Here is an 18,531-nt window from a genome sequence, read left to right as displayed (position 1 = left end):
GACTCCTCACCTGCACCCACTCTCCCTCCCTACACGGGGCCATGGGGGCTTTCGGCCCCAGGTCTCCCTCTCATGAAGATCGGGCGAGGACGGCACCCGCCTGATCAGAATTGAACAAAGGTTACCTGGTCCGCCGATCCCTGTCCTCCCCCAATCGCCTCTTCTCAGGTGCGGAGGATATAAAAAAAAAGATGGGGGGCGTCGTGTTCAGGCCGCCACATTGGCGGCGATCACCACTGCGGCGATGGCGGCGATGACGAGGACGAAGAGGACCGCGAGGGCGACCACCGGCAGGACGACGGCGACCGCCGCCCGTCCGGTCGTGGTCTCGTGGAACTCCCTGATCCCGATGACCGAGAGGATGACGGTCCAGACGAAGGCGAGGGGGCCGATGAACGGGATCCAGCCAAAGAGCATGCTGGGGGTGGAGGCATATGCCAGGGCCTTGGCCGTCGCTTCGATGCCGTTGCCGCCGATGAAGAGGGCGACGAGGACGTGGATGATGAGGGTGACGACGAGCAGCCCGATGATCTCGCCGACAAAGGTTGCGAGGATCACGCCGATCGCGGTGCCGATCCCGACGCTGCCGAAGGTGTCGAGGAACCCGGAGGTGTCGAGGTATACTCCAAACCCGCCCATCGTCATGAGTCCGGTGAGGCCGGCGTAGATGGCGAGGATGACGGCGTAATATTTAATCGCCTCGCCGAGTTCGTCACCTCGTGCGTTCCTGAATGTCTCTACAGGGTCCAGGATGAACCCTCGTACTTGTTCGATGATGTCAGGTGACATGATAGAAATGCAAGGGGTGTGGATTTATCTTTTCCGCGTGAATGCTGGAGAAGAGGGGCGGATATCAAGGTTTGCCAGGATTCTGTGAGAGATCGGTAGCCTCGCGCCATGGTCGAGGGGTAGGGGAGACTGAATCCAGAAGGTTCATCTGATCGCTCTTCTAAAGTGAGACGTAATGACGCCGTGGTCTCTTCTGTTCCCAGGGCATTGTGGTGGTGCCGGGAATCCACGGGGTCATGGGGTCGGGTAGGAAAGAAGGTTCTTTCCGGGGGTCATAACCAGTAGAGTGTTCCCCACACGCGTGGGGATGAACCGAACTGCAGGCGAAACTCAGGGCTCTGAACCGCGTGTTCCCCACACGCGTGGGGATGAACCGACCACCCTCCCTGAATTGCAGCAACAACTCTCGTGTTCCCCACACGCGTGGGGATGAACCGGTCCCTCTCCGGGGCGGGGGGTACGCAGCGGTGTGTTCCCCACACGCGTGGGGATGAACCGGACGACTCGCCCGCGTCGATCTGGATCGCTCCGTGTTCCCCACACGCGTGGGGATGAACCGTACGGTGTCCCGACGCCCCAGCCGAGAAGTTCGTGTTCCCCACACGCGTGGGGATGAACCGAGGCCGGCGTCGACCATCCGGACGACTACATCGTGTTCCCCACACGCGTGGGGATGAACCGGAGGCTGGGGAGCGTCTGATAAACTGGACCGCGTGTTCCCCACACGCGTGGGGATGAACCGGCGTAGGATGTGGGCAGGGTCTGTGCTGACGGGTGTTCCCCACACGCGTGGGGATGAACCGATGGCGGATTCAGAAAGGGATTCAGAAAGCAAGTGTTCCCCACACGCGTGGGGATGAACCGCCTAATATCTCCTTGACTCTAGGGATAGTGACGTGTTCCCCACACGCGTGGGGATGAACCGGGAGTGATCGGTGATCATGGGGGTGTCGGTCCCGTGTTCCCCACACGCGTGGGGATGAACCGAACGCGCTCTGTGCGTTAGAGAGGAAAAGGATGTGTTCCCCACACGCGTGGGGATGAACCGGAGGCCCCGTGCATGAGGAGCCAAACCACCCAGTGTTCCCCACACGCGTGGGGATGAACCGTTCAGCCTGTCTAACAGGAAGGTGGACTTGCCGTGTTCCCCACACGCGTGGGGATGAACCGCCGAACACAGACGACAAGGGAGTCACTCTCAAGTGTTCCCCACACGCGTGGGGATGAACCGAAGTACAGAATAAACCCGACGATTGCGAGCGTGTGTTCCCCACATGCGTGGGGATGAACCGGATTCTCAGTGCTCTACGGGCGGCACGAAACAGTGTTCCCCACACGCGTGGGGATGAACCGCTCGGTCGATACGCCTCTACGTCTGACGACCAGTGTCGTGTCATCACTCACATATCCGACCAGGATGCCGCGGATCACACTCTTCACGACAGGACCGCGAGCGGGATCGCCGCTTCCTCGCCGCCCCCCCGATCCCCATCGTGAGGGGTCAGGGGGGTCTCCCCCAGCGCGAGAGAGTGACAACAATGTCTTCGTTTTTCTGTGGGGGCGGCACCGTGGATCGACGTCCCTTCCCGCGCCCTCGCCCCTGGGGCGCGGCTCCCCCTGAGCCCGGGATGACGAGAGGGGCGAGAACATGAAGAGGATAATATCACGACCGCTCTTCACGCGAGGAGAGAGCCCTCTCGTTCTATTGCATCGTGGTGACGACTTTTCGTTCTTGACTCGACACTGGTGTTCCCCCCACGCGTGGGGATGAACCCGCCCTCCTCCCCCACACAAAAGGCCACCCCCCTCATGAAGAAGAGCGTGAGACCACAGGGCACCAGGCCAGAGTACGATCAGACCCCCCATGTGACCCATTCCACACTACATACCTCCCCCCTCGATCTCATCTCATAGAACAAAAACCGATACCTCCCGGCCATGCACCCGCCCCCAGAAAACCCCGCGAACCCCTCCCGCCCCTCACTGACAAGACTTTAGCCCTGCAGCACCGATCTTGTACCATGCATATCGCACTCCTCTCGTCCCGACTCGACCCCGCCGGCACCAACCTTGCCCGGCGGCTCAGCGCACTCCTCAAGGAGCGGGACGACTGGCCCCTCCTCGGGGTTGCAGACCTCACCTTCCACGAAATCGACGGACGACTCATCTACGCCGAGGCGATCGACCACGACCTCGACGCCGACCTCGTCCTCTTCCTCTCCAGACACAGCAGCAGCCACCCCACCCCGGCCCTCACCGTCCACGTCACCGGGAACTTTGGCGACGCCGTCTACGGCGGCGACGCCCAGACCCTTCCCCCCGCCGCCCCGGCCATGATGCACGCCGTGCTCCGCGGCCTCGCCCGCCACGCCCCGCCAGGCTACCGGGCCAGCTACGAAGCCACCCACCACGGCCCCACCACCCTCGCCACCCCCTCGCTCTTCGTCGAGATCGGGTCGACCGAGACCGAATGGAACGACCCCGCCGCCGCCGACGCCGCCGCGCGCGCCGTCCTCGAAGCCGTCCCCGAGTCCGTGATCCCGCTCGTCGGGTTCGGCGGCACCCACTACGCCGTCAGACAGACCGAGATCACCCTCACCTCCCGCGGCGCCTTCGGCCACATCGCCCCCACGCGCGTCGTCCCTGACCTCGACCGCGGCCTCATCACCCGCATGACCGAAGAGACCGGCGCCCTCGCCGCCTACCTCGACCGCAAAGCCCTCTCGAAACACGAGGCCGCCACCCTCGAAGCGCACCTCGACGCCCTCGGCCTCCCCATCCTCTCAGAAGGAGAGATCGCTGAGATCGGCGCCATCTCATGGGAGACCTACACCGCCCTCAGAACCGCCGCCGCCGATCTCGTCCCAGGCGGCCGGCTCCATCCCGGCGGCCTATCCGGCGACGGCGACCTCATCGAGGTCCAGGTCCCTCACGCACTCCTCAAAGAAGCCGAACGCTCAGACCCGCACACCTTCAGGGAGCGCCTCGCCTCTCTCCAGGCCGCCCACATCGCCACCACGACCGGCGCCACCTCCCCGACCTTCATCACATTCAAGAATCAAAGCGAAGAAATAATACATGATGTCATATCCCTGTGTATTGAAATCATAAGTGTACGGTGGAGCACTGCCGCCGACGGGGACGACCTTGTGATCACCAGAACACGTTTTGATCCACAGAAGGCCCGGGCGCTCGGAGTTCCCAAAGGCCCCCTCTTTGGAAAACTCTCCGGCGGCCGTAGCGTCGAAGTCGGGGACGAGACGGTCACCCCGTCCATGGTTCAGTCACGCAGTGTAACCCGCATCCACATCCCGGGGTTGGAGAGGTATATCAATGAAGTCCATTGTTGAAGAGGCATTGTCACGGGCACAAGATGAATATGAAGCGCCCGTCCAGCCTGACGACGAACTCGAGGCACTCCTGCAAGAACTCAGGACCGAAGTCGTCGTCGTCGGGTGCGGCGGCGGGGGCTCGAACACGATGAGCAGGATCGCCGACGAAGGCATCAGCGGCGCCGAACTGGTGGCAATCAACACCGACGCCCAGCACCTGATCCGAACAAAGGCCGACAAGCGGATCCTCATCGGCAGACAGCGGACCCGCGGGCTGGGCGCCGGGTCGATCCCCCAGATCGGCGAAGAGGCCGCCCTCGAGAACGAAGACCAGATCAAGGGCGCCCTTTCCGGGGCCGACATGGTCTTCATCACCACCGGACTCGGCGGCGGGACCGGGACCGGTTCCGCCCCCGTGGTCGCCAAGGCCGCCAGGGAAGAAGGGGCACTCACCATCGCCGTCGTCACGCTCCCGTTCACCTCAGAAGGCACGATCCGTGCCGAGAACGCCGAAGCCGGCCTGGAGCGGTTGCGCGACGTCGCCGACACCGTCATCGTCGTCCCCAACGACCGTCTCCTCGAAGTCGTCCCGCGCCTGCCGGTCCACGCCGCCTTCAAGGTGGCCGACGAAGTGCTGATGCGGGCGGTCAAGGGGATCACCGAACTGATCACCGTCCCCGGACTCGTGAACCTCGACTTCGCCGACGTGCGCACCGTGATGGAACGCGGCGGCGTCGCCATGATCGGGATGGGCGAGTCCGACTCAGAGGACAAAGCGGCCGACGCCGTCAAGAAGGCGCTGCGCTCCCCGCTCCTCGACGTCGACATCTCGGGCGCCACCGCCGCCCTCGTCAACGTCGTCGGCGGCCCAGACATGACCATGTCCGAGGCCGAAGGCGTGGTCCAGGAGGTCTACGACCGCATCGACCCGAGTGCGCGGATCATCTGGGGCGCGCAGGTCGACCCCGAGATGGAGGGCAGTATGCGCACCATGCTCGTGGTCACCGGGGTCAACTCCCCACAAATATATGGGCGAAACGAACGCAAATCTCTCCCCAAGGTTTCCAAGGAATTTGACATCGACTTCCTGAGGTGAAAACTATATATGGCTATCAGCACTGAGTCAGTGAAGATGAGCTCCATCAACGAGGAGTTCTTTAAAAAGTACCTGCGCGTCCTCAAGCTGGCGCGGACGCCGACCCGGGACGAGTTCACCAAGATCGCCATCGTCGCCGCGATCGGTGTCCTGATCATCGGACTCTTAGGGTTCATTATCTATGTGATCATGACCGCGCCGATGCACTGATACGCATGACAGAAGAACCTGAAATCAAAATCTTTGCCATCAAGACGACGGCAAAACAGGAGCGTGCGGTCGTGGACTCGATCTACCGTGCAGTGCTGCACGATCCTTCATTTAAAGTGCTCTCTGTGCTCTCGCCAGACGAACTGAAAGGCTATGTCCTCGTCGAGGCGGCCGAACCGTTTGCGCGGATCGCCGAACTGATCGAGAGCGTGCCGAGCGCCAGGACCGTGGTGCCGGGCGCGACGAAAATTGAAGAGATCGCGCATTATCTCGAGCCCAAACCGGTGGTGGCCGGGATCGACGAGGGTACCATCGTCGAGTTGATCGCCGGACCGTTCAAGGGCGAGAAGGCCGTGGTCAAACGGGTCGATTCAAACAAAGAAGAGATCACCGTTGAACTCTACGAGTCGATGGTCCCGATCCCGATCACCGTGCGCGGCGACAATGTCAGGGTGATCGACCGGGGCGAATCCTGATCTTCCACCCCCCTCTTCTGACACGTCTCCCCCTCACGGGAATGTGATACTTTTAATAGTCTGCCCGGGAAACCTTAGTCAACCCAAGCAAAGTACCCTTACGGGGAACGCATGGTGATAGATCTATGGCAGAAACGGTCGAGGTATTGGTACCCGGAGGCAGAGCGACTGCAGGTCCACCTATTGGTCCTGCCCTGGGTCCCCTCGGTATCAACGTAAAAGCGGTTATTGACGAGATCAATAAGAAAACCGCAGAATTCAATGGCATGCAGGTGCCGGTGAAGGTCGAAGTCGATGACAAGAAGAACTTCACCGTCTCGGTCGGTGTCCCACCGACTGCGGCCCTGGTCAAGAAGGAAGTTGGTATCGAGAAGGGGTCCGGTGAGCCTGCCACCCAGTTTGTGGGTGATCTGCCGCTTGAGGCCGCTGTTCGGATCGCACGCATGAAGTTCGACGACATGCTCTCCTACCGTCTGAAGATGGCAGTGAAAGAAGTCGTCGGGACCTGTGTCTCTGTCGGAGTGACGGTCGAAGGCCGTGCACCCAAGGAGATGCTGGCCGCGATTGATGCGGGCGAGTATGACAGTGTCCTTGAGGCGTAAACGGTATTCATCCATAGGAGATCGAAGACGGTCGCAAACTATGGAGGTCCTCAATGGTTGAGAAACAACAGATATTGGAAGCCGTGAAAACGGCTCTGGAGACTGCACCTGAGCGCAAGTTTCAGGAGAGCGTCGATATTACCATTAATCTCAGGAATATCGACATGTCCCAGCCCAAAAACCGTATCGACGAGACTATCGCTCTCCCGAACGGTCTGGGCACCCAGAATAAGGTTGCAGTCCTCGGAAAGGGCGAGATCACGACCCAGGCCAAGGAGGTCGGGGTCGATCTGATCATCAGCCCTGAAGAGATCGAGCGGCTCGGCGGCGAACCTCGCGAGGCGCGCAAGGTCGCAAACGAGTATCGGTTCTTCCTTGCAGAGACGAGCGTGATGGGCCAGGTCGGTCGTTGGCTGGGTCCGAGGCTCGGTCCGCGCGGGAAGATGCCGATGCCGGTCCCGACCGGCACTGATGTCCGCCCCCTCATCGAGCGCCTCAGGGTCTCGGTGCGGGTCAGGTCGAAGGATAAGAAGGTCTTCCACGCCCCGGTGGGCAGCACGCAGCAGTCCGCCGAGGAGATCGCAGACAACATCGACCTGATTCTCAGGAAGGTCGAGTCAGCGCTGGAGCAGGGGTCGCAGAACCTCCGCTCGGTCTATGTCAAGACGACGATGGGCCCGGCAGTGAGGGTGATCTGAGATGAGTCTGTACACGCACCACCTGCCCGCGTGGAAGCGCGAGCAGGTCGAGGGGATCAAGCAGCGCTTTGTGGACTACCCGGTGGTCGGGCTGGTCAATATGCACGGGATTCCGGCAACCCAGCTCCAGGACATCAGGCAGAACCTCCGCGAGGTCGCTGAGATCAAGATGGCCAGGAAGACCCTCACCAGGCATGCGCTGGACGAGATCGGCGGCGACGTCGTCGAGATGGGAGAGCACATCTCGGGCCAGAGTGCGCTCATCTTCACGAAGGAGAACCCCTTCAAGCTCTACAAGCACCTGGAGCTGACGAAGACGAAGATGGCCGCGAAGCCGGGCGAGGTCGCACCTGAAGATATTGTCGTCCCGAAGGGGCCCACGAGCTTTAAGCCGGGGCCGATTGTCGGGGAACTCCAGCAGGCTGGGGTCCCGGCGATGATCGAGGCCGGCAAGGTCAAGATCAGGGAGACCAAGACGGTCGTCAAGAAGGGTCAGGTCATCGATGCGAAGATGGCCGGCGTGCTGGCGAAGCTCGAGATCAAGCCGATGGAAGTGGGCCTGATCTTGCAGGCGGCGTTCCAGGACGGCACGATCTTTGCGCCTGAGACCCTGGCGATCGACGAGTCGGCGTACCTCGCCAAGGTGACGCTGGCGGCCCAGCAGGCATTCAACCTCTCGGTGAACGCTGCGATCCTGACGCCGCTTACGGCGGAGACCATCGTCGGTAAGGCAGCTCAGGATGCCAGGAACCTGGCGGTCGAGGCGTGTATCTACGAGAAGGATGTCGCGGACCTCATCGTCGGCCGGGCATACCGTGAGATGCTGGCTATCGCCATGAAGGCCTCGGAAGGCGGGTTCGAGCTCGACGAGTCGATTACCCAGGCCGTTGCGGCAGCTGCTGCCGCACCTGCAGCCGCAACGCCGGCTGCCGAAGAGGCCCCCGCCGAGGAAGAGACCGAGGAAGAGAAGAAGGAAGAAGAGGAAGAGTCCGGGATGGCCGGTCTTGGTGCCCTCTTCGGGTGAACATGAATACAATTTCAAGTTTGTAAATCGAGATAGGTGAGAATCATGGAGTACATCTACGCTGCACTGCTCCTGCACAACGCAGGCAAGGACATCAACGAGGAGAACGTCAAGGCTGTTCTCTCCGCTGCTGGTATCGACGCTGACGACGCCCGTGTGAAGGCCCTGGTGGCCGCACTCGACGGTGTGGACATTGAGGAGGCTATCTCCAAGGCTGCGGTCGCTCCGGTCGCTGCCGCTGCGCCGGCCGCTGCGCCGGCCGCCGCGGCCGCCGCCGCACCTGCCGAGGCTGCTCCGGCTGCCGAGGAGGAGTCCGAGGAAGAGAAGAAGGAAGAGGAAGAGTCTGGCATGGCCGGGCTCGGTGCCCTCTTCGGCTAAATTTTTTTTTCTTTTCTGTGCGGGTCCGCCGGCGCATGGCCGGTGCCGTGAGTATGTGCATTCTGCACGACCGTGAGGTGACGCCACGGCGACGTCGGGGTGTCACTCCCCTAGTCCTCATCTGAAAGAGCGTCGGCGACGGCGAGTCGTCGGGGTGGTCAGGTGCAGCGCTATTTCTTGGTAAGTGCTCTCTTGTGGGGGGATCCCCGCAGCACTCTCATCGCCGCCGTCCACATTGTGCCTTCCTGGTCCTCTCATCATCTCGGGGGTCAGGGGGCAGCGCCCCAGGCGCGGAAGGGGGCTCAGTTCAGATCATTTCGGAATGTTCATGGGCTCTCTAGGGGAAGAGAGGTTCTGAATGAGTATGCGGCGGATCAAGTTCTTCTCTTTTATTGTTCTTTCCATTTTTCTCTGCACGTTTCCGGTGGCGGCGATTCTCCCTGACGATCCCGACCCGGTGAGCGGGATGATGACGGCCCTCGTCATACTCGCGGTGTTGCTCACACTCGCGTGCATCTTTGCTGCGGTCTGGGGTGCGGTGGTTGCGGGGATCTTTCTCCTCCTTGAACGTCTCCCGATGCCGCGGGTGCGTGCGGCGATCCCGCCGGTCGTCCTCGTCCTCATCGCGGGGGCGGCGCTGGTTGGGACGTGGGGGCGGCACTCCATGCCGTTCCTGGTCTCGATTCTCATTCTTGCCATGGCCGTGCTCGTGCCCTGGCCGGTGGTGGCGTCGAGGTTTGGAGCAGGGCGGCGGCCCTGGGTGCTGGTGCTCGTCGCCGCGTTCACGACGCTTATCCTCGCCAATCCGTTGCACTTCTTCCCCTATGCCGGCGGGCCTGGCGGGGTCCCCTACTTTTTCCCTGGCTCGCAGGGCATGTTCCTTGAGATCGGCGAACTGGTCTGTATTGCGTGCTTTGTCTGGGTGCTGATGCTCCTGCTCAGTTATCTCGAAGAGGGGGAGCGGGTCTTCCTCGCGGCGCCGGCAGTCGCCCTTGCATGGGTCGTTCCCAGCGGGGCGCTGAGTTCGGTCTTCCCTGAGGGGGCGTTCATCGCCGGCGGGGTGGCGGCGGTGCTCCTCCTTGCCGCCGCCCCTCTTGTCGGTCGGCGGCGGCGGGTCTGGGCGCTTCTGCTCGTCGTCTCGGCGGCCCTCGCGGTGGCGGGCGGGCATCCTCTTCTCCTGACGCCGGGAGGCGAGTGGGCCATCCTCAGCATCGCCCTCTTCATCGTCCTGATGATCGGCTTCGGCACGGCCGCCGGGGTCCTCCTTGTCCCTCCAGGAGAGTTTCCCTGGTGCATGGGCGCGGTCTTTGCCGCCCCGCTCCTCGTCACCCTCGTGTACCGGCTTGTCGGGGGGACCAGGACTGAGATCTGGGAGCAGGTCGGGGCGTCGGTCCCGTCGCTTCTTCTGCTTGGTGCGGTGAGCGTCGTTGCCGCGGCGGCGGTCGGCGGGGTGGTGCGGTGGGCGAGGTCCAGATATCGAGGGACGGCCCCCTGACCTTTGGAGAAATCCTCATGACGGCTCTCTCTGCGGGGGACGTCCCGCCCTCCTCGTAGGATCTTTCCTGTCATCTCGCGCCTGGGGGCGAGTGCCCCCCGAACCCCCCGCGATGAAGATAGGGGTGGGGCGGCGATGGAACGAGGTATCATAATGGGGGAGATCAAGTGACGAGAAATCTATATTGCGTATGCGTGAGCCCGAGGTTCATGCCCGATTCTACAGAACCGAACCAACAGGATTCCCGTATCGAACGCGCCCGTGGACTCACTCTGCAAGGCCGCCGCTCCCAATCACAGGATCTTCACCGTCGTCTCTGCGGGGGGGTCGCGTCGTCCGGACCCCCGCGACATGATGGGGTCGAGGACGGGACCTCTCCTTCTTCATGCTCGTCAGTCGTGCTGTCCCGGCGCAATCTCTGGAACGTGCATCTCCGATCAAGGACGCACCGCCTTATCCCGGCGGGTTGAGTATGCCGACATCGTCCGGTGCCTGATCACCGACATGGACCTCGGCTACGGGGTGGTCCGTCCTGTTTGAACCCTGATCATCATATTTTTGGTGCGTTCGGTTGAGTACAGTCACAGAGCAGAGCATGAAAGAGAAAAAACCATTGATATACCTGAACAACGCTGCGACGACCTGGCCCAAACCCCCTGCGGTCGTCGAGGCGGTCACGGCCTCGCTTGCCGCCCCGGTCTTTGGGGCCGGGCGGACCGCCGGGACCGAGGGGGAAGACTACCCGAGCCTCGCCCGCGAGGCCCTGGCCCGCCTCTTCCATGCCGGGCCTCCCGAACACTATATCTTCACGCAGAATGCCACCGACTCGCTCAACCTCCTCATCCACGGATTTCTCGCCGCCCATCCCGGGCCCTGCCATGTCCTGACCACGGCCCTCGACCACAACTCGGTGCTGCGCCCGCTCCACGAACTGGAACACGAGGGGCGGATCAGCCTCACCGTCGTCCCCTTCGACGAGGACGGGACGGTCTCGCCCGCGGCGGTGCGGGAGGCCGTCCGCCAGGAGACGCGGCTGATGGTCATGGCGCATGGGAGCAATGTGCTCGGCACCGTCCAGGACGTCGGGGCGATCGGGGCGATGCTCCACGAGCACGGGGTCTACTTCATCGTCGACGGGGCGCAGACCGCCGGGCACATCCCGGTCGACCTCGGAACACTCCAGGTCGACGCCTACGCCTTCACCGGGCACAAGGGCCTCTTCGGGATCACCGGGACCGGCGGGTTCTATCTGCGCGACCCCGACGCCGTGGCCCCGGTGCGGGTCGGGGGCACCGGGACCGACTCGTTCTCCCTCCTCCAGCCGCGGGAGATGCCTGAGAAGTTCGAGGCCGGGACGCCCAATTACCCGGGGCTTGCGGCGCTCGCGGCCGGGGTGGAGTGCGTCCTCTCGGTCGGGACCGAGGCGATCGCCGAGAAGGCCGAACGCCAGACGGCCATGATGATCAGGACGCTCAAGGAAGAACCCAACATCCTCGTCCACACCGCACACCCGGCGCTCCCGATCGTCTCCTTCTCCGTCACGGGGATGGACGACGACGACCTCGGGTTTGTCCTGGCCCGCGCCTACGGGGTGGTCGGGCGGACCGGGCTCCACTGCGCCCCGCTCGTCCACCAGGCGATCGACGGCGGGAAAGGATGCGTGCGGCTCAGTCTCTCGTGGTTCACGACCGACGACGAGTGCAGGACTGCGGCCAGAGCGATCACGGAGGTGGCACGCCATGCGGATCATTCGGTCGATTCGGCATAAGTCGTGTGCCGACGGCACCATGATGAAGGAGTTCGTGCTGAGCGCTCCCCTGACCGAGGAGTTCTTCATGTACCTCAAGGGGTTCGGGGAGGTGACGGCGAAGCCCGGCATCGGCGAGGGGTTCTACACCTTCGAGAAGCCGGATTGTTTCTCCATCAAGGGGTTTGTCGGGGACACGAGCGTCGAGGTGCGGTTCAGGCGCGAGGTGATCGACCTGACCACCGACTTCGTCTACTCGCTCTTCTCGCTCTACCGCGACGGCGACCCTGACCTCGTGACGCTGCACCGGCGCGAGGCCAGGGTCGTGGCGCGGGTGCACGAGCACCTGTACGGCAGGTGAGTGCCCCCACCGCAAGACCTCTCACCTCACCCGCCCTATTTTTTTCACAATCATGGACGCGAAGATCTGCGCTGCCCTCCTCTCGCAGGTGCGAGAGACCAGGCCGCTCGTACACCACATCACCAACACCGTGACGATCAACGACTGCGCCAACATCACCATCTGCGCCGGGGCCGCCCCGGTGATGGCCGAGGCCGCCGAGGAGTCTGCCGAGATGGTCACGGCGGCGGGGGCGCTGGTCCTCAACATCGGGACCCTCAACCCTGCCCAGGTGGAGTCGATGCTCCTCGCGGGCAAAAAGGCGAACGAACTCGGGGTGCCGGTCGTCCTCGATCCGGTCGGGGCCGGGGCGACCGGACTGCGGACCGAGGCGGTGCTGCGGATCCTCAGAGAGGTGAAGGTCGCGGTGCTGAAAGGGAATGCCGGGGAGATCGGCGTTCTCGCCGGGGCCGGCGGGAAGGTGCGGGGCGTGGACTCGTGCGGGCTTGCCGGCGACCCGGTCGAGACGGCGAAGGCCTGTGCACGGGCGACCGGGACCGTGGTGGCGATGACCGACGAGACCGACGTCGTCACCGACGGCGCGCGGGTCGTGCTGGTCAGAAACGGCCACGTGATGATGGAACGCCTCTCAGGCACCGGGTGCATGGCCTCCTCGGTGGTCGGGTCGTTCGTGGGCGTCGCCGACGATCCCCTCGTCGGGGCGGCCGCGGCCCTGGTCGCCTTCGGGCGTGCCGGGGAGAAGGCGGCCGCGGCGACGGGCGTGCGGGGGCCGTACTCTTTCAGGACGGCGCTCTTCGACGAACTCTATGCCCTGACCCCTGAAGACCTCGAAGCGGAGGGGCGCCTGGAGGTCGCCTGATGGGCTACGACCTCTATGTCGTCACCGACCGCGAGGTCGGCGGCGGGCGTTCGCACCTCGACCAGGCCCGTCTGGCGGTCGCCGGCGGGGCCGACGTCGTCCAGGTGCGGGACAAGGAGATGAGCACCGCCGATCTCCTGAGGACGGCGCAGGCGGTCAGGGCGGTCACGGCGTCGGCCGGGGCCCTCCTCATCGTCAACGACCGCCTGGACGTCGCCCTCGCCGCCGGGGCCGACGGCGTCCACCTGGGGCAGGACGACCTGCCGGTGGCGGCGGCGCGGGCCCTCGCCCCGCCTGGGTTCGTCATCGGGGTCTCGGTCGGGGACGTGGCCGAGGCACGGGCCGCGGTCGCCGGCGGGGCTGACTATCTCGCGCTCAGCCCCATCTTCTCGACCTGGACCAAGGCCGACGCCGGGCCAGGCCACGGCCTCGCGACCCTCCACGAGATCAGGGGCGCGGTCTCGGTCCCTCTTCTCGGGATCGGGGGCATCGGGCCTGAGAACGTGGCCGAAGTCATCGCCGCAGGTGCCGAAGGGGTGGCGGTCGTCTCCGCGGTCGTCGGACAGGAGGACGTGGAGGGCGCGGCCCGCCAGATGAAAACTCTCATCGCGGCGGCAAAGGCGGATCTCCCGGCAGCTACGGGCAGATTGATGCCCGGTCAGGTCGAACCATAACAGAGAGCGATGACTGGGAAGAAACTGGGCGGCATCCTGCCGCAGAAAGAGAAGGGCTATGTCTCGGTGAGGGTGAAGAGTCAGGCCGGGAACCTCACGACCGAACAGATGGAGGCGGTCGCGGCGGCGGCCAGGGAGTACGGCCGGGGCTATGTGGGAGCGACTGTCAGGCTGAACCCCGAGATCCCCTGGGTGAAGCGCGAGGACGCCGGGGCCGTCGCCGCCGCCCTGGAGGCGGTCGGGCTTGAGACCGGGAGCACCGGTCCGACGGTGCGCTCGGTCGTCGCCTGCAAGGGCACGGTCTGCCGCCACGGGTGCGCCGACACCCAGGGGCTTGCCCGCACGATCGAGGCGGGGCAGGGCGGACGCCCCCTCCCGAGAAAGATCAAGGTCGGGATCGCCGGGTGCCCGAACAACTGCGCCAAAGTCCAGTTCAACGACATCGGGCTGATGGCCCGTGCCTACCCGGCCTTCGACCCCGACGCCTGCACCGGGTGCGGGGCGTGCGCACGGGTCTGCCGCGAGGGAGCGGTCGAGGTCGAGGAGGAGGTCTGCACCTTCTCGCCTGCGCACTGCATCGGGTGCGGGGACTGCATCGCCCTCTGCCCCAAAGACGCCATCGCGGTCCGCGACCAGGGGCTCACCCTCTTCCTCGGCGGTCAGGCCGGGCGGCGGGTGCGGGCCGGCACCCGCGTCGCCGGGCTCGTCCCTGAAGCGGAGGCCGCCGCCCTCGTCGAGAGGGTCATCGACTACTTCGCCGAGCACACCCAGGAGGGCGAGCGTCTCGGCCAGATGCTCGACCGTCTCGGGCAGGACGAGGTCTTTGCGGCCCTCGGGCTTGCGGCGGCCGCTCCAGAAGAAGACTGAACGCGGCGGGAGGGCGTCAGGTGCCCTCCTCCCCCTGATTTTTGTGTATATTTGGCTCTGTAGAAACCCTCACCTCTTGTGTGGGGGAGACATGTGTCACCCACCTTCCTCCCCCTTTGGCCGGGGGCACTTGCCCCCGGACCCCCCGGCGATGAAGATTGGCAGAGGATTGCGTCCCGTCTTCATGATCTTAACTCTACCCTCCTGTCCCCATCGCCATCCCTGGGGTGCGGGGCGGCCCTCGCCCCCCACTCGTCCCCGGCGCGAACATGAGGGAAGGCGTGATGATCAGGCGTGCCGCCCTCGACCGATCTTCATCATGAGAGGCCGGGGTATACCGTCTTCTGCGATCGCCTCCCTGCACCCTGAGAGATCCAGAGCCCTTTTCCCCTCTCCTGACCCACCGACGTGGAGACCCATGCACTACAGGACCGTACCAAAAAACGGCGACAGACTCTCCGCACTCGGGTATGGCGCCATGCGCCTCCCCACCCGGATGGGCCGGGTCGACGAGGGCCGGGCAATCCGCCAGATCAGGAGCGCCATCGAGGGCGGGGTCAACTATGTCGACACCGCCTACCCCTATCATGGCGGCGAGAGCGAACGAGTCCTGGGCCGGGCCCTCAGGGACGGCTACCGGGAGCAGGTGAAGATCGCCGACAAACTCACCCCCTGGCTCGTCGCCTCGCGGGCCGAGATGGAGACGATGCTGGCGGTGCAGCTCAAACGGCTCCAGACCGATCACATCGACTACTACCTCCTCCACATGCTCGACGCACGCTCGTGGAAGAAACTCGTCGACCTCGACGTCTTCGCATTCCTGGAGGCGGCCCGGGAGGCAGGGACGATCACCAACATCGGGTTCTCCTTTCACGGCGACCGCAAGACCTTCAGGGCGATCATCGACGCCTATGACTGGACCATGTGCCAGGTCCAGTACAACCTCCTCGACGAGGACCTCCAGGCCGGACGGGAGGGGCTGGACTATGCGGCGTCCCAGGGGATCGCCGTGATGGTGATGGAACCTCTGCGGGGCGGGATGCTTGCCCGCGACCTGCCGGCCGGGGCGCAGGCGGCCTACGACCGCTCTGGACTCGCCCGCAATCCCGCAGACTGGGCGCTGCGCTGGGTCCTCGATCACCCAGGGGTGACGACCGTCCTCTCTGGCATGAACGACGAGCGCCACATCCAGGAGAACCTCCAGACCTGCGAGGACGCCCTGCCAGGGTCGATGACCGCCGCCGAGCATGCCGTCGTCGACGAGGTGAAGGCGGCCTACCGACGACAGATCAGAATCGACTGCACCGGGTGCGCCTACTGCATGCCCTGCCCCTTCGGCGTCGACATCCCGCAGTGCTTCCACTTCTACAACCAGTATCACATGGGCGGCACCCGCCTCCTCACCCGCGGGTTTTACATTGGGCAGGTGATCGGGTTCGAGGGCGACCCTGCCAATGCCTCGCGCTGCAGGCACTGCGGGAAATGCCTGGAGGCATGTCCGCAGGGGATCGCGATCCCCGACGAACTCGAGAAGGTCGCCCATGACCTCGACGGGCTTTCTACAAAATTGATGATCCCGCTGGTGAAGATGGTGATGACGAAGCGGCAGAAAGAGTGAGGGGGGGATCAGGAGACGATCCCTGAGATGATCCCGTCGAGGAACCCGCCAGACCCGTAGTGCTCACGATACAATTTTTTTGCCAGAGCCAGGTGCCACAGAGACTCGTCCATGGCACGGTCCTCCAGTCCCCAGATCTCTTCTTCCCTGGTCGTGTTCCCCTCCGTCAGGGCCCTGGCACGCTGCATCTCGTAGTCGCAGGCGAGCAGACCGTACTCGTCTGCCAGGCGGTACTCCTCCTTGATCTCCTCCAGGTCCTCTGAGACCGGCATCGAGGCGAGCGCCTCCATCCTCTTCTCATAGACCTCCTTCTGGGCCAGGGCGATCTGGTACATCTCCTGGTAATGTCCAAAGATCTCTGCGCCATTGGTCGCGTCCCACTTTCCCATCGGGAGGTCTTTGCATGCCTCCAGGTAGGCGGCGTCCTCTGGAGTAAGGTTCAGGTCAGGGGCTTCGCTCCTGGCGTGGAGGCACCCTGCCGACGCCGAGGCGAAGAGAAGAACTATAACTCCAGAGATCAGGATGATTCTAGAATGGGCACGCTCCCCTCCAGCATTTTTTCGGGCCATTCATACCTCTCTCCGATGCTCATATGGCTTGTCCCTCTCCTCAAGAAGGGGGATGGGAAGACGCATCATCATGCGCCGCCACATGGCAATTCATCAGGGGATATACAAGATGTTGAATATTTCGATCGTTCTTGATCTGGTGTTGATCAAAAAGACTCCTATTGTCGTGTCATCACTCACATGTCCGACCTGGGTGCCGCGGATCACCCTCTTCACGAGTGGGCGGGGAGCGGGATCGCCGCTTCGTCGCCGCCCACCCCTATCTCCACGGGGGGTCGCCCCCGGACCCCAAGGATGAAGAGCGGGACGAGACCATGAAGAGGATAGTGGCGCGACCTCTCTTCAGGCGGGGAGAGAAATCTCTCGATCTATTGCATCACGGTGACGACTTTTGGTTCTTGACTTGACACCAGGAGGGCTCTGTAGATTTGCTTCATCCTCCAGAGGTCTAGTACGAATTCATATGCAGATGCCGCCCGGAGAAATTCTACAAAGCCAAGATATCTCTGCTCGAGGTTTGTAGAATCTGGCATGAACCGTGGGCTCAGGAATACGCGATGAATCTGATCATGGGTCTTTGAATCGTGCACTGATCTGTGTTTTTTCTTTGGAGCACGACACCATGGGGGAACCACCGGATGGTCGCCCTCGTCTATCCTGGGGGGCGGCGGCCCCACCAGAAAAGAGCTCTCAGTGCGTCCACTCGATGACCGGGACCTCGGGTCCGACGGCCTTCATCACGGCGTCCCTGAGATTGGCGAAATGCGGGCATGGATACCCGATCGGGTTCCCCTTGCTGATGCAGGACGCCAGCACGATCGCCTCCGCCCCCCGTTCGACAAGCATCTTCGCGCGCGGGATGGCCCGCTTTCCAGGACACCCCCCGCAGGTCACGAACCCGACGATCTCGACCGGCCCGGTCTCCTGAAACGCACCTTTCCCCTCCCGTGTCACGATGAAGTCCATCGTCCCTGGACAGACGTCTTCGGTCATCATGCACCTGATAATCCCGACTTTCATGGAGAGGGTTCTGTGCTCTATAGAATTATATCACATGGTCTGGTCCAGGAGAAGAAGAGAGGGAGACCGTGTAGTGATCCCTCTTGATGGGGTCCGGGGGCAGGGGAGTGGCCGATGCGAGTGTGACCCTCTCTGTCGGGGCCGGGAGAGCACTCTTGATCTTGCGACGTGGGAAAGAACGGCTCTGTTGAATTGCTCATGAACCCTGGGTTCAAGCATACGTGATGAAAATTTCTCGTTGCTTGATCACTGATTTTCAAGACCGAAGAATCGATGGGCACCTCGCGCAATCGTCACCTCCACCTATCTTCGGCCCGTAGGGGGTCCGGGGGGTGCAACCCCCCGGCGCGAGAAGGCAGGGAAGATTCTACAATTGGGGGCGCGGCTTTTCTGATCGACATGCCTTCCCGCACACTTGCGCCGGGGGCGAGTGCCGCCCGAACCCCCGGGATGAAGATAGGACCAGGAAGGCAGAGGGCCGATCGCTCTGCAGAAATTTCTATTCTCCGCATATCAACTTCAACAGGATATGGCGAGTTTAAATTTTCGTGCAAACCGAAAGAGAGGATCTTCAGGATCATTTTCATTCGTAGTAATTGCTCATGAGGCGAGAGCACATCTCACGCATACTGGATGAAAATTTATTGTCACTTGCTGTCTCATATCACGACAGAAGAATCGGCGGCGACCGTGTTCGCTTTGCCGCCCCTCCCCTC

Annotated in this window: 18 protein-coding genes and 1 CRISPR repeat array; of the genes, 15 read left to right on the top strand and 3 right to left on the bottom strand. The window is 63.2% G+C overall.

Annotated features, from left to right (window positions below):
* Positions 1-207: 207 nt before the first annotated feature.
* Positions 208-789: a YIP1 family protein gene (locus J2129_RS07830; RefSeq protein ID WP_209630336.1), complete on the bottom strand. Its 582-nt coding sequence runs from the start codon at positions 787-789 to the stop codon at positions 208-210.
* 286 nt (positions 790-1,075) lie between these two features.
* A CRISPR array of direct repeats spans positions 1,076-2,142; the repeat unit is 29 nt; unit sequence GTGTTCCCCACACGCGTGGGGATGAACCG.
* Positions 2,143-2,810: 668 nt separating this feature from the next.
* Here J2129_RS07830 and J2129_RS07825 point away from each other — a divergent pair.
* From J2129_RS07825 to J2129_RS07755, 15 genes are all read left to right on the top strand, one after another.
* Positions 2,811-4,139 carry a D-aminoacyl-tRNA deacylase gene (locus tag J2129_RS07825; RefSeq protein WP_209630335.1) on the top strand — a complete coding sequence of 443 codons (1,329 nt, stop codon included), beginning with the start codon at positions 2,811-2,813 and terminating at the stop codon, positions 4,137-4,139.
* Positions 4,123-5,217 carry a cell division protein FtsZ gene (ftsZ, locus tag J2129_RS07820; RefSeq protein ID WP_209630334.1) on the top strand — a complete coding sequence of 365 codons (1,095 nt, stop codon included), beginning with the start codon at positions 4,123-4,125 and terminating at the stop codon, positions 5,215-5,217. Before J2129_RS07825 ends, ftsZ begins: the two co-directional genes overlap by 17 nt.
* 9 nt (positions 5,218-5,226) lie before the next feature.
* A complete protein-coding gene (locus tag J2129_RS07815; RefSeq protein WP_209630333.1) occupies positions 5,227-5,427 on the top strand; it encodes a protein translocase SEC61 complex subunit gamma in 201 nt (66 codons plus the stop codon).
* Positions 5,428-5,432: 5 nt separating this feature from the next.
* A complete protein-coding gene (locus J2129_RS07810) occupies positions 5,433-5,903 on the top strand; it encodes a transcription elongation factor Spt5 (protein ID WP_209630332.1) in 471 nt (156 codons plus the stop codon).
* A 125-nt stretch (positions 5,904-6,028) separates the two neighbouring features.
* Positions 6,029-6,505, top strand: a complete 477-nt coding sequence (locus J2129_RS07805) for a 50S ribosomal protein L11 (RefSeq protein WP_209630331.1) — start codon at positions 6,029-6,031, stop codon at positions 6,503-6,505.
* Between the two features lie 53 nt (positions 6,506-6,558).
* A complete protein-coding gene (locus J2129_RS07800) occupies positions 6,559-7,203 on the top strand; it encodes a 50S ribosomal protein L1 (RefSeq protein ID WP_209630330.1) in 645 nt (214 codons plus the stop codon).
* A 1-nt stretch (position 7,204) separates the two neighbouring features.
* On the top strand, positions 7,205-8,227 hold the full coding sequence (locus J2129_RS07795; protein ID WP_209630329.1) for a 50S ribosomal protein L10: 1,023 nt from the start codon (positions 7,205-7,207) through the stop codon (positions 8,225-8,227).
* A gap of 45 nt (positions 8,228-8,272) precedes the next feature.
* Positions 8,273-8,605 (top strand): 50S ribosomal protein P1, encoded by a 333-nt coding sequence (rpl12p, locus tag J2129_RS07790; protein ID WP_209630328.1) that lies wholly within the window; start codon positions 8,273-8,275, stop codon positions 8,603-8,605.
* 358 nt (positions 8,606-8,963) lie between these two features.
* On the top strand, positions 8,964-10,100 hold the full coding sequence (locus tag J2129_RS07785; RefSeq protein WP_209630327.1) for a hypothetical protein: 1,137 nt from the start codon (positions 8,964-8,966) through the stop codon (positions 10,098-10,100).
* 595 nt (positions 10,101-10,695) lie between these two features.
* Positions 10,696-11,868 (top strand): aminotransferase class V-fold PLP-dependent enzyme, encoded by a 1,173-nt coding sequence (locus J2129_RS07780; RefSeq protein ID WP_209630326.1) that lies wholly within the window; start codon positions 10,696-10,698, stop codon positions 11,866-11,868.
* Positions 11,840-12,208, top strand: coding sequence for a hypothetical protein (locus J2129_RS07775; protein ID WP_209630325.1), 369 nt, complete (start codon positions 11,840-11,842; stop codon positions 12,206-12,208). The genes J2129_RS07780 and J2129_RS07775 overlap by 29 nt, the downstream gene beginning before the upstream one ends.
* 52 nt (positions 12,209-12,260) lie before the next feature.
* Complete coding sequence (thiM, locus tag J2129_RS07770; RefSeq protein ID WP_209630324.1) at positions 12,261-13,067, top strand: hydroxyethylthiazole kinase; 807 nt, start codon at positions 12,261-12,263, stop codon at positions 13,065-13,067.
* Positions 13,067-13,741: a thiamine phosphate synthase gene (gene thiE, locus J2129_RS07765; protein ID WP_209630323.1), complete on the top strand. Its 675-nt coding sequence runs from the start codon at positions 13,067-13,069 to the stop codon at positions 13,739-13,741. The genes thiM and thiE overlap by 1 nt, the downstream gene beginning before the upstream one ends.
* A 9-nt stretch (positions 13,742-13,750) precedes the next feature.
* Positions 13,751-14,608 carry a 4Fe-4S binding protein gene (locus tag J2129_RS07760; RefSeq protein ID WP_209630322.1) on the top strand — a complete coding sequence of 286 codons (858 nt, stop codon included), beginning with the start codon at positions 13,751-13,753 and terminating at the stop codon, positions 14,606-14,608.
* Positions 14,609-15,026: 418 nt separating this feature from the next.
* A complete protein-coding gene (locus J2129_RS07755; protein ID WP_209630321.1) occupies positions 15,027-16,226 on the top strand; it encodes an aldo/keto reductase in 1,200 nt (399 codons plus the stop codon).
* An 8-nt stretch (positions 16,227-16,234) separates the two neighbouring features.
* Here the strand turns inward: J2129_RS07755 and J2129_RS07750 are convergent, their stop codons facing one another.
* Positions 16,235-16,795: a hypothetical protein gene (locus J2129_RS07750; protein WP_209630320.1), complete on the bottom strand. Its 561-nt coding sequence runs from the start codon at positions 16,793-16,795 to the stop codon at positions 16,235-16,237.
* 690 nt (positions 16,796-17,485) lie between these two features.
* Positions 17,486-17,815: a CGGC domain-containing protein gene (locus tag J2129_RS07745; protein ID WP_209630319.1), complete on the bottom strand. Its 330-nt coding sequence runs from the start codon at positions 17,813-17,815 to the stop codon at positions 17,486-17,488.
* Between the last annotated feature and the right edge of the window lie 716 nt (positions 17,816-18,531).

Source organism: Methanofollis sp. W23 (genome assembly GCF_017875325.1).
Lineage (GTDB): Archaea > Halobacteriota > Methanomicrobia > Methanomicrobiales > Methanofollaceae > Methanofollis.
The sequence above is the reverse complement of the archived record's forward strand: the minus strand, read 5'-3'. Positions and strand labels throughout refer to the sequence as shown.